At 44.6% G+C, this 21,378-nt stretch carries 21 protein-coding genes and 1 riboswitch; of the genes, 9 read left to right on the plus strand and 12 right to left on the minus strand.

Features of this window, described 5'->3' with window-relative positions; translation table 11 throughout:
* Nucleotide 1 precedes the first annotated feature (1 nt).
* Nucleotides 2–601 carry a GNAT family N-acetyltransferase gene (locus tag ACRRSW_RS11905; protein WP_432453023.1) on the minus strand — a complete coding sequence of 200 codons (600 nt, stop codon included), beginning with the start codon at nt 599–601 and terminating at the stop codon, nt 2–4.
* A gap of 322 nt (nt 602–923) precedes the next feature.
* Between ACRRSW_RS11905 and moeA the strand changes: the two genes are divergently transcribed.
* On the plus strand, nt 924–2,156 hold the full coding sequence (gene moeA, locus ACRRSW_RS11910; protein ID WP_432453022.1) for a molybdopterin molybdotransferase MoeA: 1,233 nt from the start codon (nt 924–926) through the stop codon (nt 2,154–2,156).
* Between the two features lie 145 nt (nt 2,157–2,301).
* Here the strand turns inward: moeA and moaE are convergent, their stop codons facing one another.
* From moaE to ACRRSW_RS11950, 8 genes are all read right to left on the minus strand, one after another.
* Nucleotides 2,302–2,742, minus strand: coding sequence for a molybdopterin synthase catalytic subunit MoaE (gene moaE / locus ACRRSW_RS11915; RefSeq protein WP_432453021.1), 441 nt, complete (start codon nt 2,740–2,742; stop codon nt 2,302–2,304).
* The gene (gene moaD, locus ACRRSW_RS11920; RefSeq protein WP_432453020.1) at nt 2,743–2,991 is read right to left on the minus strand and encodes a molybdopterin converting factor subunit 1; all 249 of its coding nucleotides are present in this window, start codon (nt 2,989–2,991) and stop codon (nt 2,743–2,745) included.
* Nucleotides 2,985–3,482: a cyclic pyranopterin monophosphate synthase MoaC gene (gene moaC / locus ACRRSW_RS11925; RefSeq protein ID WP_432453019.1), complete on the minus strand. Its 498-nt coding sequence runs from the start codon at nt 3,480–3,482 to the stop codon at nt 2,985–2,987. The genes moaD and moaC overlap by 7 nt, the downstream gene beginning before the upstream one ends.
* Before the next feature lie 6 nt (nt 3,483–3,488).
* Entirely contained in the window at nt 3,489–4,001 is a 513-nt protein-coding gene (moaB, locus tag ACRRSW_RS11930; RefSeq protein ID WP_432453018.1) for a molybdenum cofactor biosynthesis protein B, read from the minus strand.
* Nucleotides 3,998–4,570, minus strand: coding sequence for a molybdenum cofactor guanylyltransferase (gene mobA, locus ACRRSW_RS11935; protein ID WP_432453017.1), 573 nt, complete (start codon nt 4,568–4,570; stop codon nt 3,998–4,000). The genes moaB and mobA overlap by 4 nt, the downstream gene beginning before the upstream one ends.
* A gap of 216 nt (nt 4,571–4,786) precedes the next feature.
* Entirely contained in the window at nt 4,787–5,761 is a 975-nt protein-coding gene (moaA, locus tag ACRRSW_RS11940) for a GTP 3',8-cyclase MoaA (protein ID WP_432453016.1), read from the minus strand.
* Nucleotides 5,750–5,890, minus strand: a riboswitch (molybdenum cofactor riboswitch). It overlaps the preceding gene by 12 nt.
* A gap of 136 nt (nt 5,891–6,026) precedes the next feature.
* The gene (locus tag ACRRSW_RS11945) at nt 6,027–6,323 is read right to left on the minus strand and encodes a Dabb family protein (protein WP_432453015.1); all 297 of its coding nucleotides are present in this window, start codon (nt 6,321–6,323) and stop codon (nt 6,027–6,029) included.
* A gap of 142 nt (nt 6,324–6,465) precedes the next feature.
* Complete coding sequence (locus tag ACRRSW_RS11950; RefSeq protein ID WP_432459444.1) at nt 6,466–8,598, minus strand: YgiQ family radical SAM protein; 2,133 nt, start codon at nt 8,596–8,598, stop codon at nt 6,466–6,468.
* Between the two features lie 389 nt (nt 8,599–8,987).
* Between ACRRSW_RS11950 and ACRRSW_RS11955 the strand changes: the two genes are divergently transcribed.
* Nucleotides 8,988–10,535: a phospholipase D family protein gene (locus tag ACRRSW_RS11955; protein ID WP_432459445.1), complete on the plus strand. Its 1,548-nt coding sequence runs from the start codon at nt 8,988–8,990 to the stop codon at nt 10,533–10,535.
* A gap of 149 nt (nt 10,536–10,684) precedes the next feature.
* Here the strand turns inward: ACRRSW_RS11955 and ACRRSW_RS11960 are convergent, their stop codons facing one another.
* Together ACRRSW_RS11960 and ACRRSW_RS11965 are read right to left on the minus strand one after the other, a co-directional pair.
* A complete protein-coding gene (locus tag ACRRSW_RS11960) occupies nt 10,685–11,167 on the minus strand; it encodes an FKBP-type peptidyl-prolyl cis-trans isomerase (protein ID WP_432453012.1) in 483 nt (160 codons plus the stop codon).
* 117 nt (nt 11,168–11,284) lie between these two features.
* A complete protein-coding gene (locus ACRRSW_RS11965) occupies nt 11,285–13,546 on the minus strand; it encodes a peptidase U32 family protein (RefSeq protein ID WP_432459446.1) in 2,262 nt (753 codons plus the stop codon).
* 283 nt (nt 13,547–13,829) lie between these two features.
* Between ACRRSW_RS11965 and ACRRSW_RS11970 the strand changes: the two genes are divergently transcribed.
* From ACRRSW_RS11970 to ACRRSW_RS11985, 4 genes are read left to right on the plus strand one after another with little or no spacing between them, the layout of a single operon-like run.
* A complete protein-coding gene (locus ACRRSW_RS11970; protein ID WP_432459447.1) occupies nt 13,830–14,717 on the plus strand; it encodes a metal ABC transporter substrate-binding protein in 888 nt (295 codons plus the stop codon).
* A complete protein-coding gene (locus ACRRSW_RS11975; RefSeq protein ID WP_432459448.1) occupies nt 14,714–15,595 on the plus strand; it encodes a metal ABC transporter ATP-binding protein in 882 nt (293 codons plus the stop codon). Before ACRRSW_RS11970 ends, ACRRSW_RS11975 begins: the two co-directional genes overlap by 4 nt.
* Nucleotides 15,588–16,466: a metal ABC transporter permease gene (locus ACRRSW_RS11980; protein WP_432459449.1), complete on the plus strand. Its 879-nt coding sequence runs from the start codon at nt 15,588–15,590 to the stop codon at nt 16,464–16,466. Before ACRRSW_RS11975 ends, ACRRSW_RS11980 begins: the two co-directional genes overlap by 8 nt.
* On the plus strand, nt 16,459–17,337 hold the full coding sequence (locus tag ACRRSW_RS11985; RefSeq protein ID WP_432459450.1) for a metal ABC transporter permease: 879 nt from the start codon (nt 16,459–16,461) through the stop codon (nt 17,335–17,337). Before ACRRSW_RS11980 ends, ACRRSW_RS11985 begins: the two co-directional genes overlap by 8 nt.
* 38 nt (nt 17,338–17,375) lie before the next feature.
* Here the strand turns inward: ACRRSW_RS11985 and ACRRSW_RS11990 are convergent, their stop codons facing one another.
* On the minus strand, nt 17,376–17,843 hold the full coding sequence (locus tag ACRRSW_RS11990; RefSeq protein ID WP_432459451.1) for a DUF2127 domain-containing protein: 468 nt from the start codon (nt 17,841–17,843) through the stop codon (nt 17,376–17,378).
* 12 nt (nt 17,844–17,855) lie between these two features.
* Between ACRRSW_RS11990 and ACRRSW_RS11995 the strand changes: the two genes are divergently transcribed.
* The 3 genes from ACRRSW_RS11995 to ACRRSW_RS12005 all read left to right on the plus strand — a co-directional run bounded on the left by ACRRSW_RS11995 (nt 17,856) and on the right by ACRRSW_RS12005 (nt 21,377).
* Nucleotides 17,856–18,110, plus strand: coding sequence for a hypothetical protein (locus ACRRSW_RS11995; protein ID WP_432459452.1), 255 nt, complete (start codon nt 17,856–17,858; stop codon nt 18,108–18,110).
* Between the two features lie 170 nt (nt 18,111–18,280).
* Nucleotides 18,281–20,281 (plus strand): methyl-accepting chemotaxis protein, encoded by a 2,001-nt coding sequence (locus ACRRSW_RS12000; protein WP_432459453.1) that lies wholly within the window; start codon nt 18,281–18,283, stop codon nt 20,279–20,281.
* A 262-nt stretch (nt 20,282–20,543) separates the two neighbouring features.
* Nucleotides 20,544–21,377: a hypothetical protein gene (locus tag ACRRSW_RS12005; protein ID WP_432459454.1), complete on the plus strand. Its 834-nt coding sequence runs from the start codon at nt 20,544–20,546 to the stop codon at nt 21,375–21,377.
* Nucleotide 21,378 lies beyond the last annotated feature (1 nt).

Genomic DNA, 21,378 nt, shown 5'->3' on the forward strand with positions numbered 1-21,378 from the left:
ACTACCTCATTAACGAAGTCGCACAGTCTAACTGCGAATAGTCAAAACTCAAGCCCTCAACAGAAGGCCTATCCAGAGGCACTTTGCAGTGTTCCAAATCCAAACGAAAATAACGTTGTAACTGATAATGGGGGTTCAGTATCTCTATTTCTTCAAAACCAAACTGACCCAAGGTCCAACGAAGTCGTTGGTCTTGGCAATTGCAAATAAGACTCAGCAATGTATATCCTTTTTTTAAGGCACTGCAACGCGCCCAATCCACCATTGCCTTGGCAATACCTTGACCCGCAAATTCTCGTTTAACGGTTAGCTTATGCATAAATAAGCTTTCGCGTTTTTCTTCTAAACCGACATCAATAATTCCACTGTTTTTGTCTAAAATCATCGCGGCGACAGGTTTACCAGCAATATACCCCATATACATCTCATCTAAACGATGACTTGCTAACATGGAGTGAGGAGTGATGTGATGGCATTTCCACAAGGTTTCCCCCCGTGACTCAAACCAAGACGCAGCTTCCATCAATAACTCACAAAATTGATAAAGCTCGATGCTGGAAATAGCACGAACGACTAGATTCGGACTCGGCTCTGTGGACATATAAACTTCCTTGAAAATATTCTGGCCTAAATTTGCCACAGCTGTAACAAACCAGTTAAATCATAGCTGTATTATGTTAATCCGCAACACAAAAAATAACAAGCCGTTAACTTTTGACAGTTTCACATTTAATATTATTAAATCAACCATTCATAGTACATTAAACTAATGCGTGTTCGCTATACTTAAGCAAAATCAAAGGCGAGTTAGTTATACAGTATTTTCGACTAAATTGTTTTTTTAATGAATTCCCTGCCCCTACAGTCAAAGATACGATAATCTTGTTATATTAATAATCAAGCACTCATATATAGGAAAATCAATGGATTGTTGTCACCAACCTGGACTATTGCCACTGGAACAAGCCAAAGCACTGCTCAATGAAAATGTAAAAGTAATCACCAAGACTGAAATGGTCGGTTTAGATTCAGCCTTAAACCGAGTGCTCGCTGCTGATCTTATTTCACCATTGAATATCCCTCCCTTCGATAACAGTGCCATGGACGGTTACGCACTATGTGTGAGTCACTTACCGGCCAATCAACAACTTCCGCTCAGTGAAAAGGTGTTTGCCGGAGACGTAAACAAACACCAACTTAAACCAAAGCACTGTGTCAGGATCATGACCGGAGCACCTCTACCATGCGGTGCCGATGCAGTCGAAATGCAAGAAAATACCAGTGTCGATGGTTCTCTGATTACCTTTAAACAGCCAATATCCATCGGGAATAATATCCGAAAAATGGGAGAGGATATCACTCAAGGGCAAATCGTGATTAGCGCGAATACTTTGCTCAATTCAAGTCATATTGGCCTATTAGCCAGCTTAGGGTTCGATCAAATTGCGGTGCAAACTCGTCTGAAAGTAGCGCTGATGTCCACAGGAGATGAACTTATCGCCCCCGGCAATCCGTTAAGTCATGGGCAAATTTATGACAGTAATCGCTTTGCAATTAAAGCGATGCTAGAACGCTTACCTGTTGAAGTGCTCGATTTTGGGCTTATTCCAGATCAACATTCATTGATCAAACAAGCATTCGAGCAAGCAGACCAACAGGCTGATATTGTGATCTGTAGTGGCGGCGTATCAGTTGGTGAAGCAGATTATACAAAATTGGTGCTGGACGAACTGGGAGAGATCGGATTTTGGAAAGTGGCAATGAAACCGGGTAAGCCTTTCGCTTTTGGCCAGTTAAAAGAGTCTTACTTTATTGGCCTTCCCGGCAACCCAGTTTCCGCTTACATTACTTTTTACAAATTGGCCTTGCTTGTCATTGCAAAGGCAAGTGCCTGGAATTATCAAGCGCCACCGCAAATCAGCGCTCAAACGACGACAGCGTTGAAAAAACGTCCCGGAAGACTCGATTTCCAGCGTGGTATTGTGAGTACAGATGCGCAAGGGCAGCTGCAAGTATCCCCCACAGGAAATCAAGGCAGCGCTATTTTTAGCAGCCTTAGTCAAGCAAACTGTTTTATCGTGTTAGAACAAGAGCGTGGCAAGGTGATGGCAGGAGAATGGGTCAAAATAGAGCTATTCGCCAGCCCCATGATTTAATGCTAGGTTTGATCTCTATCTCGATGCTAGGTGCTCCACTAAACAAGGCAAAGCTTATGAAAGCTTAGCCGTTAACCAACAAGGCATTAGAATCGCAAAATGAAGGACCATCAGTGTAAGGCTATAGGTTGAAGCCCTTAAAGCTTTACCATTTACTTGTGGCACGTAAATCAGACTGTCTCGCATCGAGCCAAGATTCGCCCTGCTGACCACGTTCCTTTTTCCAAAATGTAGCTTGTGTCTTTAAGTAATCCATGATGAATTGACACGCGGCAAATGACGTTTCGCGGTGTTCACTATTCACTCCAACAAACACAATCTGTTGGTTAACTTCCAAATCCCCCACTCGATGGATAATATTAGCATCTTGGATCGGCCAACGTTGTTTGGCCTGCTCAACAATATCAGCCAGCTGCTTTTCGGTCATCCCGGGATAGTGCTCAAGATGCAAGCTGTCGACTTGCTCTCCAAGATTCATATCCCGCACTAAACCGACAAAAAACACAATCGAGCCGGTGTGGCAATTGGTTGCCAAACGTTGGTATTCGGCGCCTACATCGAAATCTTGTTGCTGAACTTTAATCATCTAACCACCTGTAACGGGAGGGAAAAATGCGACTTCGTCACCAGCATGTAAAGCCACATCGTGGTTTACATGCTGGTGATTAACGGCCATTAATAACGCTGGATCTTGCAATGCAGTCCAGCGAGAGCCTAGGCTCAAAAGCTGCTGTTTTAGTGTGGCAGTGTCGCCGCCATTGGTGAGTTCGATAGTCACCGCCGATTGGCCGAGCTGATCTTTTAAGCGAGCAAAAAATAACACCTTAATTAACATTTATTTTCCTCACGGCCACTCACTTGGAAAGAACCAGACTTACCGCCATGTTTTTCAAGTAATCGAATATCTTGAATGACAATATCCTTTTGAATCGCTTTACACATATCATAAATAGTTAATGCTGCAACGCTAGCAGCAGTTAAAGCTTCCATCTCGACCCCAGTTACGCCGCTTAATTTAACAGTACTTACAATCAAGATCTCTCGACGAGATGCATCTAAAGTTAAATCGACACTCACTTTGCTCAGCATCAAGGGGTGACAAAGCGGGATTAAATCGGAAGTTTTTTTAGCCGCTTGAATACCTGCAATACGAGCACAAGCAAAAACATCTCCTTTGTGCTGCTCTGCACCTAATAAATTATCAACCACCTGCTGGTTAACCAATACTAAAGCCTGAGCCTTGGCCACGCGGCTGGTCGCTATCTTATCAGAGACATCAACCATGATAGCTTCGCCAGAAGCATTAATATGACTAAATTTACTCATCCAAAATCACCTGATATGGGGCACAAAGTTACAAGGCTTGTGGGTACTATTAAGTTGTTCTAAAAGTATTTTTTGCCATGCGGTCTTACAGGCATTGGTTGACCCTGGGACACAAAAAATCACAGTCTTATTGGCAAAACCTGCTAAAGCACGACTTTGCACCGTAGATGTGCCTATTTCTTGATAAGAAATACTCCGGAACAATTCGCCAAAGCCTTCAATGTCTTTATCAAATAATACGCTCATAGCTTCCGGAGTATTATCTCTAGCAGTAAAGCCTGTTCCGCCAGTGCTAATCACACAATCAATCTCAGACGAAGCAATCCATTGGCTGACAATCGCGCGAATTTGATAAACATCGTCAATTACGATGTGCTTATCCGCTAACCGGTGTCCTGCTTGCTGAAGTGCCTCCGCAAGATATTGGCCGGAACTATCGGTAGCTTCATTACGGGTATCTGAAACCGTAAGTACCGCAATATTTAAGAATGTTTGTTGAACGGTAGCCAAATGGCTCATGAGTGTTCTCCATTGGTTTTTTGGGCCGCTTGCCATTGGTCGGGCGTATTAGTATTGACCATCACTGTTTGATATTCAGCGGGTAACTCAATGACGTTTGCACCAATCGCTGAACTAAAGGCAACAATTGAAGCGCGCTTGGGATCTTGTTCATCTAGCAGCGAGCGTAAGATCGATTCTGTTTGTTGATTCCGAACCACATAAAGTGGAAACATACTATTTTGGCAATAGGCACTCCGATTGGTTTGCTGAAAGCATGCCAATAATTGACGGAGGACCACATCGGACAGTAATGGCATATCAACCGGTACAAATAAAAACGCTGGCGACTCCAACTGATTTAAACAACTATAAATACCTGACAAAGGGCCGCGGGAAATATCAATATCCACGATACACTGATAGCCCGGATATTGGCCGCTCACATATACTGCAGAGCCAAGCAGCCTTTGTAATTGTTCAACCTTGGTCTGCAATAGAGTTTTGCCCTGCCAGTGAAGAAGCGCTTTGTCGCGCCCCATCCTGCTAGAGCGCCCGCCTGCAAGTACTACCCCGATAATTGCCTGCATAAATAACGACTCATCAATCCTTTTGTTGCATCGGCTTGCTCACCATAATAATGCCTATTTAGCGTAATGATTAAAAGTATTAATATAATATAAACTTATTGGTGTTTCTCTTGTTCGGCTCAGCGGCCAATTTAAGGGCCTTGGCTAAAGGGATAAACGGAAATGACGTGACTTCAACCTTCCCGATGACTCACAATGATACATCATCGTTAACAACTAACCGCCTATTGACGCTAAATGAGGGGTGGCGCCAGTATTACCATCATGAAGGAAGTGAGTCCCTTTTTTACTCAACAAGGCTTGTTCAATTCGTTGAGTTAAAGCGGCCTGCTGTAATGGGGAGTTCAACAAATCACGTAGTTCAATCCCCTCTTCACCAAACAAACACAGATGCAACCGCCCTTGAGAAGAGACTCGTAATCGATTGCACGTACTACAAAAATCTTTAGCATAGGGCATGATTAAACCAACCTTACCGGCGTAATCTGGATGGTAAAAAACCTCAGCAGGACCGGCATTATGGGCTCTTATCTGCGCTTGCCATCCGCGTGACAGCAGTTGCTGTTTAAATCCCGTCCCAGCAATATGATGTTGTTCAAAATATTCGGGATTTGCCCCTATTTCCATCACTTCAATAAAGCGGACTTCGACCGGACGGTGTTTGATCCAGTTTAGATATTGTTCAAAGCCATGTTTTGCAAGCTGCTTAATCAACACCGCGTTCAATTTTATAGAGCGAAAACCTTGGTTGAGAGCCTCGTCAACCCCCGCCATAACTTTCACAAAGCTGTTGGTGCCAGTAATCGCAGCAAATTGACGCGGGTCCAAACTATCAACACTAATATTAATATGGTTTAAGCCGGCTTGTCTCCATTGCTTGGCATGTTTAGCTAATTTAAAACCATTGGTGGTCATCGCCAAGTGCTCAATTCCCTCGGTTTGGGAACAGATTTCGATCACTTCGACTAAGTCTTTGCGTAAGCTGGGTTCACCGCCAGTTAAACGGATCTTATTGGTGCCTAAGTCTGCAAAACAACGCGCGAGCAACGCGATCTCCGACAGCTTAAGTTCGCTTTTAGGCGTATCGCAATGATAGCCATCGGGAAGACAGTAGTTGCACTTAAAATTACAAACTTCAGTGAGCGAAAGCCGCAAATAGCTAAACTGTCGGGAAAATGAATCCGATAACATAAATCAACCTTTCCAAATGCGGGAGGCAAAGGCATTTCTGTCCTTTACCCTGCTTAGACTATTGCTAAGGGTCTAAACGCCATATCGTTATGACTTAGGTCGATTTAGACTTCGGTGATTGCTGAATGCTAAGCAATAAATCGCTGTTTGTTAAGTAATTTATTTCGAGTGATGGGTTTATGTAACATGCTTTTAGCATTAAGCTGGTGGAACTAAAAGGAATTTGGCTTGGAAATTTATCTCACCAGACCTTTGCTGTCGTTCGCTATAACTGAAAGTCAAATACGATAATGTCGTCTAATAAAGGTCTGAGTACTTGCTTAAGCGCAAGGTGCTCGGGATGAGGTAAATAGTTTTGTCGCCCAGCTTCGTCTGCAAAAGTCATCAGTACCGAATGCGTATATCCCTTATTTCGATACTCTGGGCTGTTGTTTACGCCCCATTCAACCGTAAGCACCCCAGTAACTTTTTGCGGCATCGCTTCAAATAAGGTTTGCAAGTGCTTAATCTGCACCGTGTCTGCCGTGGCCTGGAACTTAATCAGCAATATATGCCGTATCATGATGTACTCCTTCAAATGCCTATATCGGAGCGATAAACATTGAAATGATTCAACAATCTATCGCTCCGTTGAGCCATGCCGCTATAACCTAGAGGCTGAAACTAAGTCACTAATAAAAAGAATATTCAAATCAACCACCAGCCTATTCACGTTTAAATTGCTTGTTGGTAAATCGGGTGGCAGCAAACTGGCTGTTTTTGGCACCTTTAAAACCACGATTACCGGCGCGACGACCATCACGACGACCTTCGGCAGGCACCAGATGGTGTAAGCCATTCCCAATTAACTTGGTTAAGCCCATGTTGGTTAAACCTTCCCGAATAATTGGCCAGTTCTTCTCATCATGATAACGCAGTAAAGCCTTATGCAAACGCCGCTGACGCCCTTTTTTCGCTACTGGAACTCGCTCGCTGCTATGGCTGATCTTGTGCAAAGGATTGCGCTCGGTATGATACATCGTGGTAGCATTGGCCAGCGGCGAAGGATAGAAATTTTGCACCTGATCTAAGCGAAACTTGTTTTTCTTCAACCACAATGCAAGGGTGACCATGTCTTCATCTTTGGTTCCCGGATGAGCCGAAATAAAGTACGGGATAAGGTACTGCTTCTTCCCTGCTTCCTGTGAGTACTTATCAAATAACTCTTTAAATTTATAATAAGTTCCCATGCCCGGTTTCATCATCTTTGATAAGGGCCCTTCTTCGGTATGCTCAGGCGCAATTTTCAGATATCCGCCCACATGGTGCAGTGCTAACTCTTTAATATAGCGCGGATCTTCAATAGCAATGTCGTACCGCACACCAGAAGCAATCAGGATTTTTTTGATCCCTTCAACCTTGCGAGCCCGCCGATATAGATCGATGGTCGGTTGGTGGTCGGTATCCATATGGTGGCAAATACTCGGATAAACGCAGGATAAGCGTCGACAAGTTTCTTCGGCCTTGGGGCTCTTGCAATTCAGCCGATACATGTTTGCCGTAGGTCCACCTAAATCAGAAATAACCCCCGTAAAACCAGGAACTTGATCTCTGATCTGTTCGATCTCTTCAATGATTGAATCTTCCGAGCGACTCTGAATAATTCGCCCTTCATGTTCGGTGATCGAACAGAAGGTACAGCCGCCATAACAGCCCCGCATGATGTTGATGGAAAACTTAATCATGTCATAGGCTGGGATCTTCGCTTTGCCATAACTGGGATGTGGAATGCGTTGATAAGGCAGACCAAATACCCCGTCCATATCTTCAGTACTCAAAGGTAAAGCCGGTGGGTTTAACCAGACAATCCGGTCGCCATGACGCTGCGCTAAAGCACGTGCACAACCGGGATTAGTTTCGAGGTGAAAAATACGCGAAGCATGAGCGTATAACACCGGGTTCACTTTCACCTGCTCGTAGGCCGGCAAGTTAATGTAAACTTCTTCCCAAGGCCGTTTCTTTTCCATCTGCACCACAATCGGCTTGGCTTGCTGTGGATCAATCGTTTCTACCGAATCATCTTGAGTAGAACAGCTTTCTTCAATCTCGGCATAAGGGCTAATAATCGGATCGATTTTACCGGGTTTATCCAAATGACTGGAATCTAAACCGCTCCAACCGGGCAGCGCTTGTTTACGAATAATCGCAGTACCACGCACATCGTTGAGCTCGGCGATAGCTTCGCCCTGACTCAAACGATAGGCCACTTCAACCAGGGGACGTTCGGCATTACCGTAAATCAATAGTTCAGCCTTGGCATCAAACAAAACCGAGCGACGCACTTTGTCAGACCAATAATCATAATGGGCAATTCGTCGTAAGCTGGCTTCAATACCGCCTAAGATCACCGGCACATCTTTATAGGCTTCTTTACAGCGCTGTGAATACACAATTACCGCCCGATCGGGTCGTTTGCCACCTTCATTGTTTGGCGTGTAGGCATCGTCATGGCGTAATTTACGATCGGCTGTATAACGATTAATCATCGAGTCCATATTGCCGGCCGTCACCCCAAAAAACAGATTGGGTTTACCAAGGCGCATAAAATCATTTTTGTTGGTCCATTCGGGCTGCGCAATAATGCCGACCCGAAACCCCTTGGCTTCCAACATTCGACCAATCACCGCCATACCAAAACTGGGGTGATCAACATAAGCATCGCCAGTCACGAGTATCACATCGCAACTATCCCAACCTAAAGCTTTCATCTCTTTGCGCGACATCGGCAAAAACGGCGCAGCCTTACGCTGACGATTCACGCAGCTTTCAGGTTTAAATAGGGTTTCAGCGGTGTGCATAGGCTTAAGGTCTCGAAAATGAAGGCCGCATATTATATACGTATTCACCAAGCTAAGGAAACGGATTAACACCAAATTAACAAACTAACTTTTTATCTGCCTGTTGGTTAGCTAGCTTAAACACTAAATAACAGCTAACATTTCTTTGTAATTTAAATAGTTAAGCAAAGCGAGAGGCCTTCGGCCCAAATTCACAATATATACCATTGGTGATAGCGCTTTTGGTTTAGATCAATCGTATGGCCAAACAGATTGCAACGCTTAGTAAAAAACGCTGCTTACCGAGCCTTAGGGAGATAACGACTGCTCGATGAAAAAAGCGCTTACTGGGCGATGTTCGCAGCCAACCCTTGGTCCTCAATTCAATTTATTTGGAAAAGAACAAGCACATGGACGCGACTAAATTTTTAGTAAAGTTAATCATGATGGCATTCGCTGGCCTGGTATTTTTTGGTTGTGCACAGCGTCCCGACCCCGCACTTATCGTCCAATACAAACAAGCGAGCTACGCATTAATTGCGCCAGATGAGCTGTCCAATAAACAAAGTATCATGCAACTTCAGAGCTACCAGCCGGGTAAAAATGGCATCGCGATATTACCTGATGGGGTGAGTGCGCTGGCCGCACGAATAGCCCTCATCGAAAAGGCTCAGTTATCGATAGATGCCCAATACTATATGATTAAGGAAGATCTAACGGGGGCAATTTTTCTGGGTCATTTGTTAAAAGCTGCGGAGCGAGGGGTACGGGTGCGCTTGCTAATGGACGACATTAACACCAATAACTACGACGATATGCTCAAAGCCATTACGATGCACCCGAATATCGAAGTGAGAATATTCAATCCCTTCTATAATCGACGCTTTCGCGTGACCAATATGCTGGGAGATTTTCAGCGTTTAAATAGCCGGATGCACAATAAATCATTAACCATCGATGGCTTGATCAGTGTGGTTGGTGGTCGAAATATTGGCGATGAGTATTTTAGCGCGCGGGATGACCTCGACTTTGCCGACATCGACGCCATGGCTTTTGGGCCGGTGGTTCAGCAGGTGAGCCAAGCCTTCGACTTGTACTGGAATGATCGACGTAGCTACCCGATGGAAGCCCTCAACCTTAAATCGGTCGACCAAGACGCCCAATTACGACGTTTAGAACAACAATTATTCAGCCAAAGCCTTAAGCCGCTGCTACAGGCGCATACTCGCTATCAACAGCTAATTAGCAACCATTCTTTACGCGATGTACTGTATTGGTGTGACGCTGAATTATTCGTCGACCATCCCGATAAAAACCCCGATTTTGCGCAAGATGTTGCTAGCAATCTGGCACAAGTATTGGGTCGGGCTAAACAAACTATCCTGCTTAGTTCGCCATATTTTGTACCCGGAGTAGCAGGTAGCCAAGGTTTGTCCGCTATAGCCAAAAGCGGCGTAGATGTGAGTGTGATTACCAATTCTTTAGCCGCAACCGATGTCGCGGCGGTGCATGCCGGATATAAGAACTACCGCCAGCAACTACTGGAAGCAAACGTGTTTATATATGAAATAAAACCCGATGCAAAGCAACGTCAACGGCTTGCTTTTTTCGGTAAGGGGGCCTCTCGAGCCAGCTTACATAGCAAGTTGTTTGTTATCGATCAGGAAAAATTATTTATCGGCTCCTTTAATTGGGATCCACGCTCCATCAATTTAAACACCGAAATGGGCTTGTTACTAAGCTGCCCTAATTTGGCGGACAAGGTCACCCAACAAATACGTGATAATCTGGATTATAAAAGTTATCAAGTTCAGCTCGATAGTAATCATCGGCTACGCTGGCGCGAAAAATTACGCAATCAAACCGAGATTGTTTACAGCCAAGAACCGAAAGCCACCCTATGGCGGAAATTTCAAGCCTGGTTGGTGGGTTTGTTGCCACTGGAAGATCAACTGTAATCGCTCGCAAACGAGCCATATTGGATAATTATTTGCGGGGTGAATAGTGATGTTACGACGATAAATACTAGCGCTCGCGAGGCACGCCTCGCAACAAGCTGGTTATTGTGGAGCCACCAGCTTGCGCGACACTTTAAGCCGCGTTCGCCTTAGTGGTGGTGACCACAACCGCCAGCCGCATGAACGTGCCCATGGGCCAGTTCTTCTTCGGTGGCCTTGCGCGTTTCAACCACTTCGATACTAAACGCTAAATCAATACCAGATAAAGGATGGTTACCATCAACAATGACTTCATCATCTTCGATACCAATAATAATCACCGATTGCTCACCTTCATCGGTCGTAGCTCGGAACTGCATGCCAACTTCCACTTCAACTTCGCCGAACATTGATTTAGGCACGGCTTGCACAAGGTTATCATTACGCTCACCATAACCGTCTGCGGCAGCGATCTCTGCGTCAAACTTATCGCCAACTTTTTTACCAAGTAGCGCGTTTTCTAGACCTGGTACGAGTTGACCTTGACCAACAATCACTGCCAGTGGTTCTTTACCTTCAGAGGTGTCTAATTGCTCACCGTTTGCATGTACCGTGTATTCGATTATGGCAACATCGTCTTTTGCGATAGTCATCAATGATTCCTCAATTTATGGGTTGTGGCGATGCCACGAAACCGCCAATTCTAAAGCTTTGGCTTACAAAATGCCACGCTAACGGCCTAATCTGTACTTCCAGTTGCGATAATCAAGCTATAAACCCTTGTAGTACTGCTTAATTTGAGTCGGGCTTATATGGCTATGTAATGTTTGCTCTGCGTTTGGCTCGGCATTTAGTAAACTGACAAACTCGGCGATTAAAGCTTGCTTGGTGAGGTGCGCCGCTATCCTTGTCTGATTTTTCACATCTCTAAGATCGACCAAGACGTCGCTAAATATACCAGGCAATTTTGTTAAGATCTCACTGTTTAAGAAATGTTGCTGACTATACAAACTATTATGCTCACCAGCCTTTTTACTAATCACATATTCAGCGTCTTTCAAATTAATAATCGAGCTTGTTTTTACGCACTTACGTAAACACTTATGATCAACTTGAGTTTTCTTACAACCAACCACTTGCTGAAATAAACACTGACGGCTGGTCAACATCTTGATTGGATGGTAAATGCTGTAAAAGCAACGAAAGCCTTGCGGTGCTTTTAATTGGCGCATTTGTCCGGCATTAAGTTCGTTACTCACAAAAGCGCCATCGCAGCCCCCCTGCTGTTGAAGGGCCTGCATCGCCCATGAATTTGCTGTATTCAACTGTGGCCCGGCAATCCAGTTGAGCCCTAATTGTTGTGCCAAAGCGCCGATCCCACTATTGTTGGTCACCAACAGTTTCGGTTGAACCACCCTTAAAAACTCCCCCGCAGCTTGGTAATGCTCACCGATTAAGATTGCAGGAAACCAGGCCTTAAGCCTTGGTTTAGCTTGGAATAATGCAATGCTGTCATCAAGAGAATCAGCGAAGGCATTTGGTAAGTGCCAATATAAATCTACCTCTTCTATTTCAGCCAACTCAAGATCATTATGATCATCAACCAAAACCGCAAGTCGAGGCACAGTTATTGGTTTGTCGGCGCTTGCCACAACGGAACAATTCAATGCAGATGGATCAAGCGCTTTTACCTTTGGCGGCTGCCGAAGTACCAATTGATCAAACTGTTGCTTGAGCGCAAATAACGATTTGACCGAAATAGCCAACCCAGGGGAAACTTCGCTCACATCAAGCGCTGCTAGGCAATAGCCCCGATTGTTGATAGTAAATAAATCTTGCAGTCGTTGGGTCGACAAACCCTGTGAGTTAGCTGTCTGCAAATTTTCTTCGCTGCAGAGAATAAATTGTTGCGAGCCGCTGTGAGCGATTAATTTCAGTGGTTGAGCAAGCTTAGCGATCAGCTTAATTTTTACCGGGATTTGGCTGATGCTTAAGCGGTCAATCACCTGCTGCATGTTTGCAATGAGCGCGGTATTATCATCATATAGCGACTGTTTTAACACTTGCCGTGCCGACTCGCTCAGTGCAGATTGTTGCTGAGAAAAATGTTGTAGTGCATGATTCCGAGAGTTATCAATATACATCTGTTGGCTAAGCTTGCCCTTTAAATAACCGTTACTAAAATCACGATTAAACACCTTATACAAAGGCGTGCTGTCGCTTAACAGCGGCTGACTCTGATAGTAGCGGTCTAACTGCTGGCGCCATTGTCCAACGACTGTGTATACGTAATGCGCTTGTTTCATGCGCCCTTCCACTTTTAAGGAATAAACACCAGCATCGGCCAAAGCCTGAAGATCATGAAAAGCAGAATTATCTTTTAGGTTTAACGGAAAGTCTTTGCCCATTTGGGTAGTTTGGTATTGATCGCGACAAGGCTGACTACAGCGGCCGCGATTTCCAGAACAACCGTTACGTACCGAACTGATGTAACATAGTCCGGAAAAGCCAATGCAATAGGAACCATGTACAAATACTTCCATCAGTACATTGTGTTGATGTCCGTAGTCTGCCAATAATTTAATTTCTTCAATATTGAGTTCTCGAGCAAGATTTACACGACTCACCCCAAGTTTGTTCAACAAACTAATTTGCCCAATGTTATGGGTATTTAGTTGGGTTGAAGCATGCGCGTCCAGGCTGGGAAAATGTTGCTTAACCATATGCAACAAGCCCAAGTCTTGCGCGATAATGCCGTCAATCGCGATGTTCACCAAACGATTGAGTAAGCGAGTCATCGTAGGCAGTTCGCTCTCTAATAAAATAATATTTAGTGCGACAAAAATTTTACAATTTTGCTGATGTGCCAAAATGCACAGATCATCAAGCTGATCCAGTGAGATGTTGCTTGCTCGACTCCGAGCATTGAACTTCTCCAAGCCTAAATAAACCGCATCGGCCCCAGCTGCGATAGCAGCCTTTACCGAGCCAAGATCTCCTCCAGGAGCCAACAATTCAAACTGAGATTTCATAAGCACAAACTTTACACGACTCGTCAGGATCAAAGCCGTGCATTCTACCGATTGCTCAGCGCAAAGGGATAACTAAGCGCCACAAGTTTAATTTGAATCAAATAAAGTTTTAATTAATAAAAACATGATTAATACTGAACCTAGTCCCAAGCACTCCCCACTTCCTGCAAAAATAATCGCTTAAAATAAGCCAGCCTTGAGCATGATTAATCCAAAACCAATTTGCAAATGATAATCATTATCATCTATAGTGGTGTGGTTATTTACCTAAAAGGAAACAGTCATGGCACTTCGGTTTTGGCTCACGAGTTCAATTTTGTTGTTTGCAATTGGTGTTCCTTACACCGCACACGCTAAGTTCAAAGTTGTCACCACTTTCACCATTATTCAAGACATTGCTCAGAACGTCGCCGGAACAAATGCAGATGTGCTATCGATAACCAAAGCGGGCGCAGAAATTCACGATTATCAACCAACACCCAAAGACATAGTTAAAGCACAAGCGGCCGATCTTATTTTGTGGAATGGCTTAAACCTTGAGCGTTGGTTTAAACAATTTTTTAGTAACATGCCTACAAAGCCGTCAGTGGTGGTTACAGAGGGGATTGAACCGATCTCTATTTATGCAGGTCCCTATCAAGGTAAGCCCAATCCACACGCATGGATGTCTACCCAAAATGCATTGATATACATTGAAAATATCCGCAAAGCCTTGGTGAAATATGATCCCAAAAATGCCGCCAGTTATAACCGTAACGCTAAGAATTACGCCCTACAGATCAGCCAGCTAGAACAAACAATCAAACAGAGTTTTACAACTCTTCCGGTAAGCCAAAAATGGTTAGCCACCAGCGAAGGCGCGTTTAGCTACCTAGCAAGAGATTTAGCGTTCAACGAAACCTATTTATGGCCAATCAACGCCGATAGACAGGGAACTCCCAAACAAGTGAAACGATTAATCGAAACCATTAGGCAACACCACATCCCGGTGATATTTAGCGAAAGTACGATTTCGGACCGAGCAGCCAAGCAAGTGGCCCGCGAAACCGGGATCCACTACGGCGGAGTACTTTATGTGGATTCACTGTCTGAAAAAGGCGGCCCGGTTCCAAATTATATCGATTTATTACGCGTGACCACCAGCACCATTAAACGGGGGTTTGATTTATGAGTAAAGCTGTCAGCATTCAGGCCCAAGAGGTCAGCGTCATTTACAATAATGGTTTTACCGCAATCCAAGATGTGAGCTTTGATTTATCTGGGGGAACCATATGTGCCTTAGTTGGAGTGAATGGTGGCGGTAAGTCCACACTATTTAAAAGCATGATGGGCTTGGTCAAATTAACCAGCGGCAAAATACTTTTATCCGGTATGTCCACTCAACAAGCCTTAAAAAGTAACTTGGTCTCCTATGTGCCACAATCCGAAGACATTGATTGGGATTTTCCAATTTTGGTTAAAGATGTGGTGATGCAAGGGCGCTATGGGTATATGGGCTGGTTAAAACGACCCACAAAAAAAGACCATGCAATTGTCGACCAAGCGATGCAGCGAATGGGCATTACCGAATTAGCCAACCGACAGATCGGCGAGTTGTCAGGCGGCCAAAAGAAACGCGTGTTTTTAGCTCGGGCATTGAGCCAGCAAAGCCGCATCATGCTGCTTGATGAACCATTTACCGGCGTCGATTTCAATACCGAAAATGCGATTATGGATTTACTTAAGTCTCTAAAAAAGCAAGGCTATTTGATTCTCGTGTCGACCCATAACTTAGGTAACGTGGCCGACTATTGTAATGATGTGATATTGATCAATCGCAGTGTGGTCGCAACGGGTACGGTAGAAACTACCTTTACCCAACAAAACCTTGCTGCAACCTTCGGTGGCGTGCTCAAACAGATGGGTATTTCTGGTTCAGACCTGCATAAGGACGACGACCAACGTACCGTGACGATTATTTCTGACCATGAAAAACCAGCGGTATTTTATGGGAGTAAAACCGAACACAGCCAACTGTTAACAGAAACCAGCAGGCAAGATTATGATTGAGTATTTGTTGGAACCTTTCAGTTATCAATATATGAATAATGCACTACTCGCAGGTGCATTAGTGGGCTCAGTCTGCGCATTTTTATCCACTTACTTGGTGCTGAAGGGCTGGTCGCTAATTGGTGATGCCCTATCCCACTCTGTCGTGCCGGGTGTTGCGGTGGCTTACACTCTTCACCTGCCGCTTGCTGTGGGCGCATTTTTTGCTGGTTTCTTAGCCGCTGGCAGTATGGCGATCATTAAACAGCTTTCCCATCTAAAAGAAGACGCCATTATTGGTTTAGTGTTCACCAGTTTCTTCGCCTTAGGCTTGTTAATTATTTCGCTAAATCCAACCTCAATTAATATTCAAGCGGTGATCTTTGGCAACATCTTAATGATTACCCAGAGCGAGCTACTGCAAATACTCATTATTTCCGTCTCAACCTTTGTCATTATCGGCTTGTTTTGGAAACCCTTATTATTAGTTTTTTTTGATGAAAACCAAGCGGCCACCACCGGTATATCTGCCCGTGGATTCAAACTGCTATTTTTTGTTCTGTTAAGTGCTTGCACCGTTGCCTCTTTACAGGCTGTTGGCGCGCTACTGGTGATCGCCATGGTGATCATCCCTGGCGCCTCCGCCTATCTCTTGAGCGATAGATTTGGAGTAATGCTGATTATTTCTACGTTGTTTGGCCTAGTGACCAGTTTACTTGGCGTGTACCTCAGTTATTTTTGGGATACCTCCACCGGCGGCTTAATCGTGTTGAGTCAAGTGAGCATTTTTGCCACAGCGTTATTGTTCGCCCCCAAGTACGGACTGCTCAATAGCCATCACCGACAAGCTCGGTCGCTAAACAAATTACGGTCAGGAATTAAACATGCTTAATATGCTGATAGAGCCACTGCAATATCAATTCATGCAACACGCCTTATTCACCGGGCTGGTCGTCAGCCTGGTTTGTGCTTTGCTTTCCTGTTTCTTAGTTCTGAAGGGCTGGGCGTTAATGGGAGATGCAATATCTCACGCAGTACTCCCCGGCGTAGTGATAGCCTATTGCTTAAGCATTCCACTTTTAATCGGCGCATTCATCTCTGGCTTTAGTTGCGCCCTATTAACTGGTTATATAAAACAACGCAGTCGAATCAAAGAAGATACTGTGATGGGAGTGGTCTTCTCCAGTATGTTTGCCCTTGGCTTAGTCCTATTTACCCAAGTAGAAACAGACCAACACCTGATGCATGTATTATTTGGCAATATCTTAGGCATATCAAAAAACCTGATGCTACAAACCATCACCATTTGTTCAGTGGTATTGCTGTGTACACTCTGGTTCCGTAAAGATTTAAAACTATATTGTTTTGACAAAAGTCATGCTCGGGTAGTCGGCTTAAATACTAACTTTCTTTATTACTTATTGTTGGTTCTTATGGCGATGACCACGGTGGCAGCCATTCAAGTGGTTGGCATTGTATTGGTGGTTGCGATGTTGGTTGGACCCGGGGTGATTGCATTAATTCTTAGCAAACGCTTTGAACAAATGCTAATCATCGCTTGTCTGGTTGCGAGCTGTTCGACTTTTATGGGAGTCATAATTAGCTACCATATTGATGGTTCAACTAGCGCCTGTATCGTCTTGTTTCAAGCGCTCGTGTTCATCTGTGCTTTTAGCTACAAGAGCCTGTATAACAAAGGCAAGCGACGCGCGGCGAAACTAGCCTCGCAGCCAAAAACCGTACTTTCATCGACTCAGCCCTAAACACGCCCATGGTGTCAGCGCTTTGCTGGCACCGACTCTTATTCATCAAACTGGCGATTGCGACTATGCTGCAACACCTGATACATATAGAGAACAATGGCTAAGTTAAGCAGTAGCACCACCACACTTAAAAGGTTCTGTTGGGTCAGCAGCTCATAGATTTCAAAGGGAAGGTAAATCGCGCCACTTAGTAAAGCGAACCATTCGGTCCACACAAAGCCATGCCATAAACCATAGGCTTCGATAAATCGAACCATGGTATAGACCAGCGAGCCAATTAAAACCAGATGCAAGTTTTGTTCAGTCACTAAACTTGCGTCATGTAATAAAATACTCGCGAAGTGACTTGCAGGGTTAAAATGCAGATGTTCTAACAGCCTTAATAAGACCTGCTGTAAATTCTCGCCCGCCAGTTGAAATAGTCCTAAAGCCACAATGAACGACAAGCTCCCCTTGCAGGCTTCTAACATTGCCACGGCTCGTAAGCCTTTCTTTATTTTTAGCATAACGACTCTTTCATGGCAGGGGCTGATGAATTTGCCTTCTTAGCAGCGTACGACAGAAGACGAATTGAGCGCAGCGCCAGCTGGGGCTTTAACTTCGCGGTGATATTCACGCAGCAGCTTAGCACTCAACGTAAATACCTCGCAACTACCTTTGAACAAACACCACCGAAGGTCTCCATTGCTCAACGCGGCACCTTAAAATGCTTCACCAGTATTCATCGTGGCACGGCACTCTGCAAACGCCTAAACCTCACTGTCAAATTTTAATGATTGACATTAACGATTAGTATTTCCTCAAGCTTATCCCCTAAGAACGACTATATTGATCAATTAAGCTCTATCGCTTTTGTCTTACTATATAAAGCATAAAATAATCGGATTAAAGCGCGCGAGCTAAATGTAAGCCAATCGCGCGCTCACTTTTGGAGTCAATGGATATGTTTTTTAGAAAAAGGATTTTCGCTAAACAAGAGCAAACCGAGGTATCGGTGAGCATCACCCGCGCCATAAACAGTCAGCAACTCAAACTCGCAGAATTGAAAGATTTTGAGTTAGAGGGAGGCACTGCATTGGTACTCGCTTTTGTATCACCCCACTGCAATTTTGCAGAAGTGAACCGACAGCTGAAAACAGCACTGCCTTTTGCCGATCATATGATTGCGGTGATGACAGCCGGTGAGTTAGGCGGTGGACGCACAAAACTGTATCACGAGACCCCGCAAACTTGGGATGGGATGGTATTGCATGCATTCTCACGTAAAATATTAAGCGATGTATCGATCCACCGTATTACACTCAAGGCCACAAGTGCGCATGCCACCGATGATAGTGCCGAACGTCGAATTAAGCATATCCTCGGCGAACTGAAAGCGATTCAGTTACCCTTTCAAGTGGAAAGTCGAGACACCCTTGCCCTCACCTATTTTGATGGCTTAGCTGGCAGCGAAGACTTTTTCACCCAAGCCCTTTATCGCAGCCAACGTTTCCCCTGTTACTTCATTGGTGGCAGCGCTGGCGGAAAACTGGACTTCAAACAAGCCGAAGTCGGTTTAGATGGCCAGGTACTCAGCGGGCAAGCGCTTGTTGGTTTTTGTAAAGTTGCCCCCGCTTATCGTTACGGCATCATGAAGAGTCACAACTTTGAAGCCACGGGTCATGGCTTCGACGTGGCCGAATTCGACCCCTTTACTCGCGTATTACATTCGGTGTTAGACGACAAGATGCAACTCCGCAGTCCGGTCGATTGCCTAAGTGAGCATTTTCATTGCAGCGCAGAGCAAGTAGAGCAGCAACTCAATAAACACTCCTTTGGTATTCAGATCAACAAAGAATTATTTATTCGCTCGGTTGCGGCAATCAACGCGGACGGTAGCATTCGTTTCTTTAGTGACTTTAGTTTTGGCGACCGTTTATTATTGGTCAAAGCAAAAGACTTTAACCAATCGACTCAGCGTGACTATCAGCAATTTATGCGGGGTAAACCTAACAAGCCGCTGGCGATGATCGCCAACGACTGTATTTTACGACGGCTCAACAATGACTCCAGTCTAAATCAAGCCAATAGTTTTGATGGGATCTGCCTATCGGGATTTTCCACTTTTGGTGAGTTTTTAGGCTTACACCAAAATCAAACCATTACCGCCGTTGCTTTCTTCAAAGTAGATGACCATAGCCAGTTTAGTGACGAATATGCTGACAATTACCCCTTTTATTTAGCGTCTTTTAACAATTATTACTTACGCTCGAAATTGGTGAGTACCCAGAAGATAAATACTTTGCAAGCCGATGTAATTCAGCACATGAGTAAAATTCACCCTTTATTACAATCGGCAACCGCACAACTGCAGCAGGGCTCGAGCCAAACTGCAGACTCCGCCCAACAGCTGCGAACTTTAGGCGAACAATTTGCTGCGTTTATTCATAAAATCGATCAGCAACAGAGCCAACGCCAAGAATTGATGGAAGGTGTAAGCACCCTTAAAAATAACGCCGATAAAATCGTTAACATTATTCAATCAATCAGCGGCATTGCCGATCAAACTAACCTACTGGCACTAAATGCAGCCATCGAAGCGGCACGTGCCGGAGAAGCAGGCCGTGGATTTGCGGTAGTGGCCGATGAAGTACGTCAATTATCCAAACGTACCCAAACCAGCGTTCATGAAACTGGCGAGACGATTAAAGAAGTGACCCAGTCGATTAACCATATCACCCATGGAATAGACAGTATCGACACCGTTTTAAGTGATATAGAGCTTGGTTCTCAATCTTTTAGCAACGAACTTACAACGCTTTCAGATAACTCGCAAAACGCGGCCTTAAGCGCCGAACGAGATATCCAGCAGGCGCAAGATGCTCAGCAAAGCATTACTTTAATCGAAGAAGAAAGTCAGCTAATCGATCAACTCAGCCAAATCGCCATCCGGCAGAGAAAGTAAGTAATACCGATCTGATTCATTATATGATCAACTTATTGCACAAAATAAATCTGCTAATAACCCGGCATGAAGAGCAGTAATGAATGGCTCTAATGGCAAGATACATAACTTAGTAAAAGCCCAAGCGTCTGAAGCAAAACGTTTGGGCTTTGTTCCACGATTATGCTTATAAACTACGTTAACTAATAACTGGGACTTCAAAACCAGATTGGCTTTTAATATCGAGATATAGTCAGCTAACGACCCACATTGCTGCGCCCACATGCTCCAAGACATCAACTACGCCAATTGCACACTCAGCATCGATTCCAGAGGAGGCTATGCTCATCGCTTTCTGGTGAATAAGCAACACATCCTGATGCCGGCTCTCGAGGGGGCAGGTTGCGGGGGGTTATTTCCAATGGCTCCAATTGCTAACCGAGTCACTGGCAATACAATTCCCTGGCATGGACAAAACCTATCCTTACCAAATGTCGAGTGGGACGAGCTGTTTTTTTTACATGGAGATGCCTGGAAGAAACCATGGCGCGTCCTCAACAAAAATAAAAGCACCATTCAATTAGTTTTAGAGTCGCATATTAGCCCGCAAATTGATTATTTAGCGATGCTTAGCTATCAATTATCCGAGTCATCCTTAGCGGTGACGCTTCGGGTGACAAATCAATCTGCAAATGCGTTCCCATTTAATATCGGTCTTCACCCATTTTTCTCCGCTAATGATAAAACTGAACTGTGTTTGTTGCATCAAGGATATTGGCCTGAGGGTGAGCATCACCTCCCCATGGCTTACCAAGAACGTGTCGCAACTCAATATGATTTCAGAACAAAAAAAGCGTTGTTGAAAGGATGGTTGAATCACTGTTATAGAGTCTCAGCCCCGGCAACAACCCTGTTTCGTCCGGATCTCGGTTATCGTATCGTGATTACCTATAACACCCACTATATAACGCTGTATCAACCTTCAATAAGCGATGGCTATATCTGTATCGAGCCACAGGCTTACCCCATCGATGCTCACCATCAGATCATAATGCCCGAAATAGAGCCCAAAGCCTGCCAGGAGGTTAAAATGACCATCAAGGTATTGCCACTCTAGG

The organism is Agarivorans sp. QJM3NY_25 (genome assembly GCF_050870875.2).
Taxonomy (GTDB): Bacteria; Pseudomonadota; Gammaproteobacteria; order Enterobacterales; family Celerinatantimonadaceae; genus Agarivorans.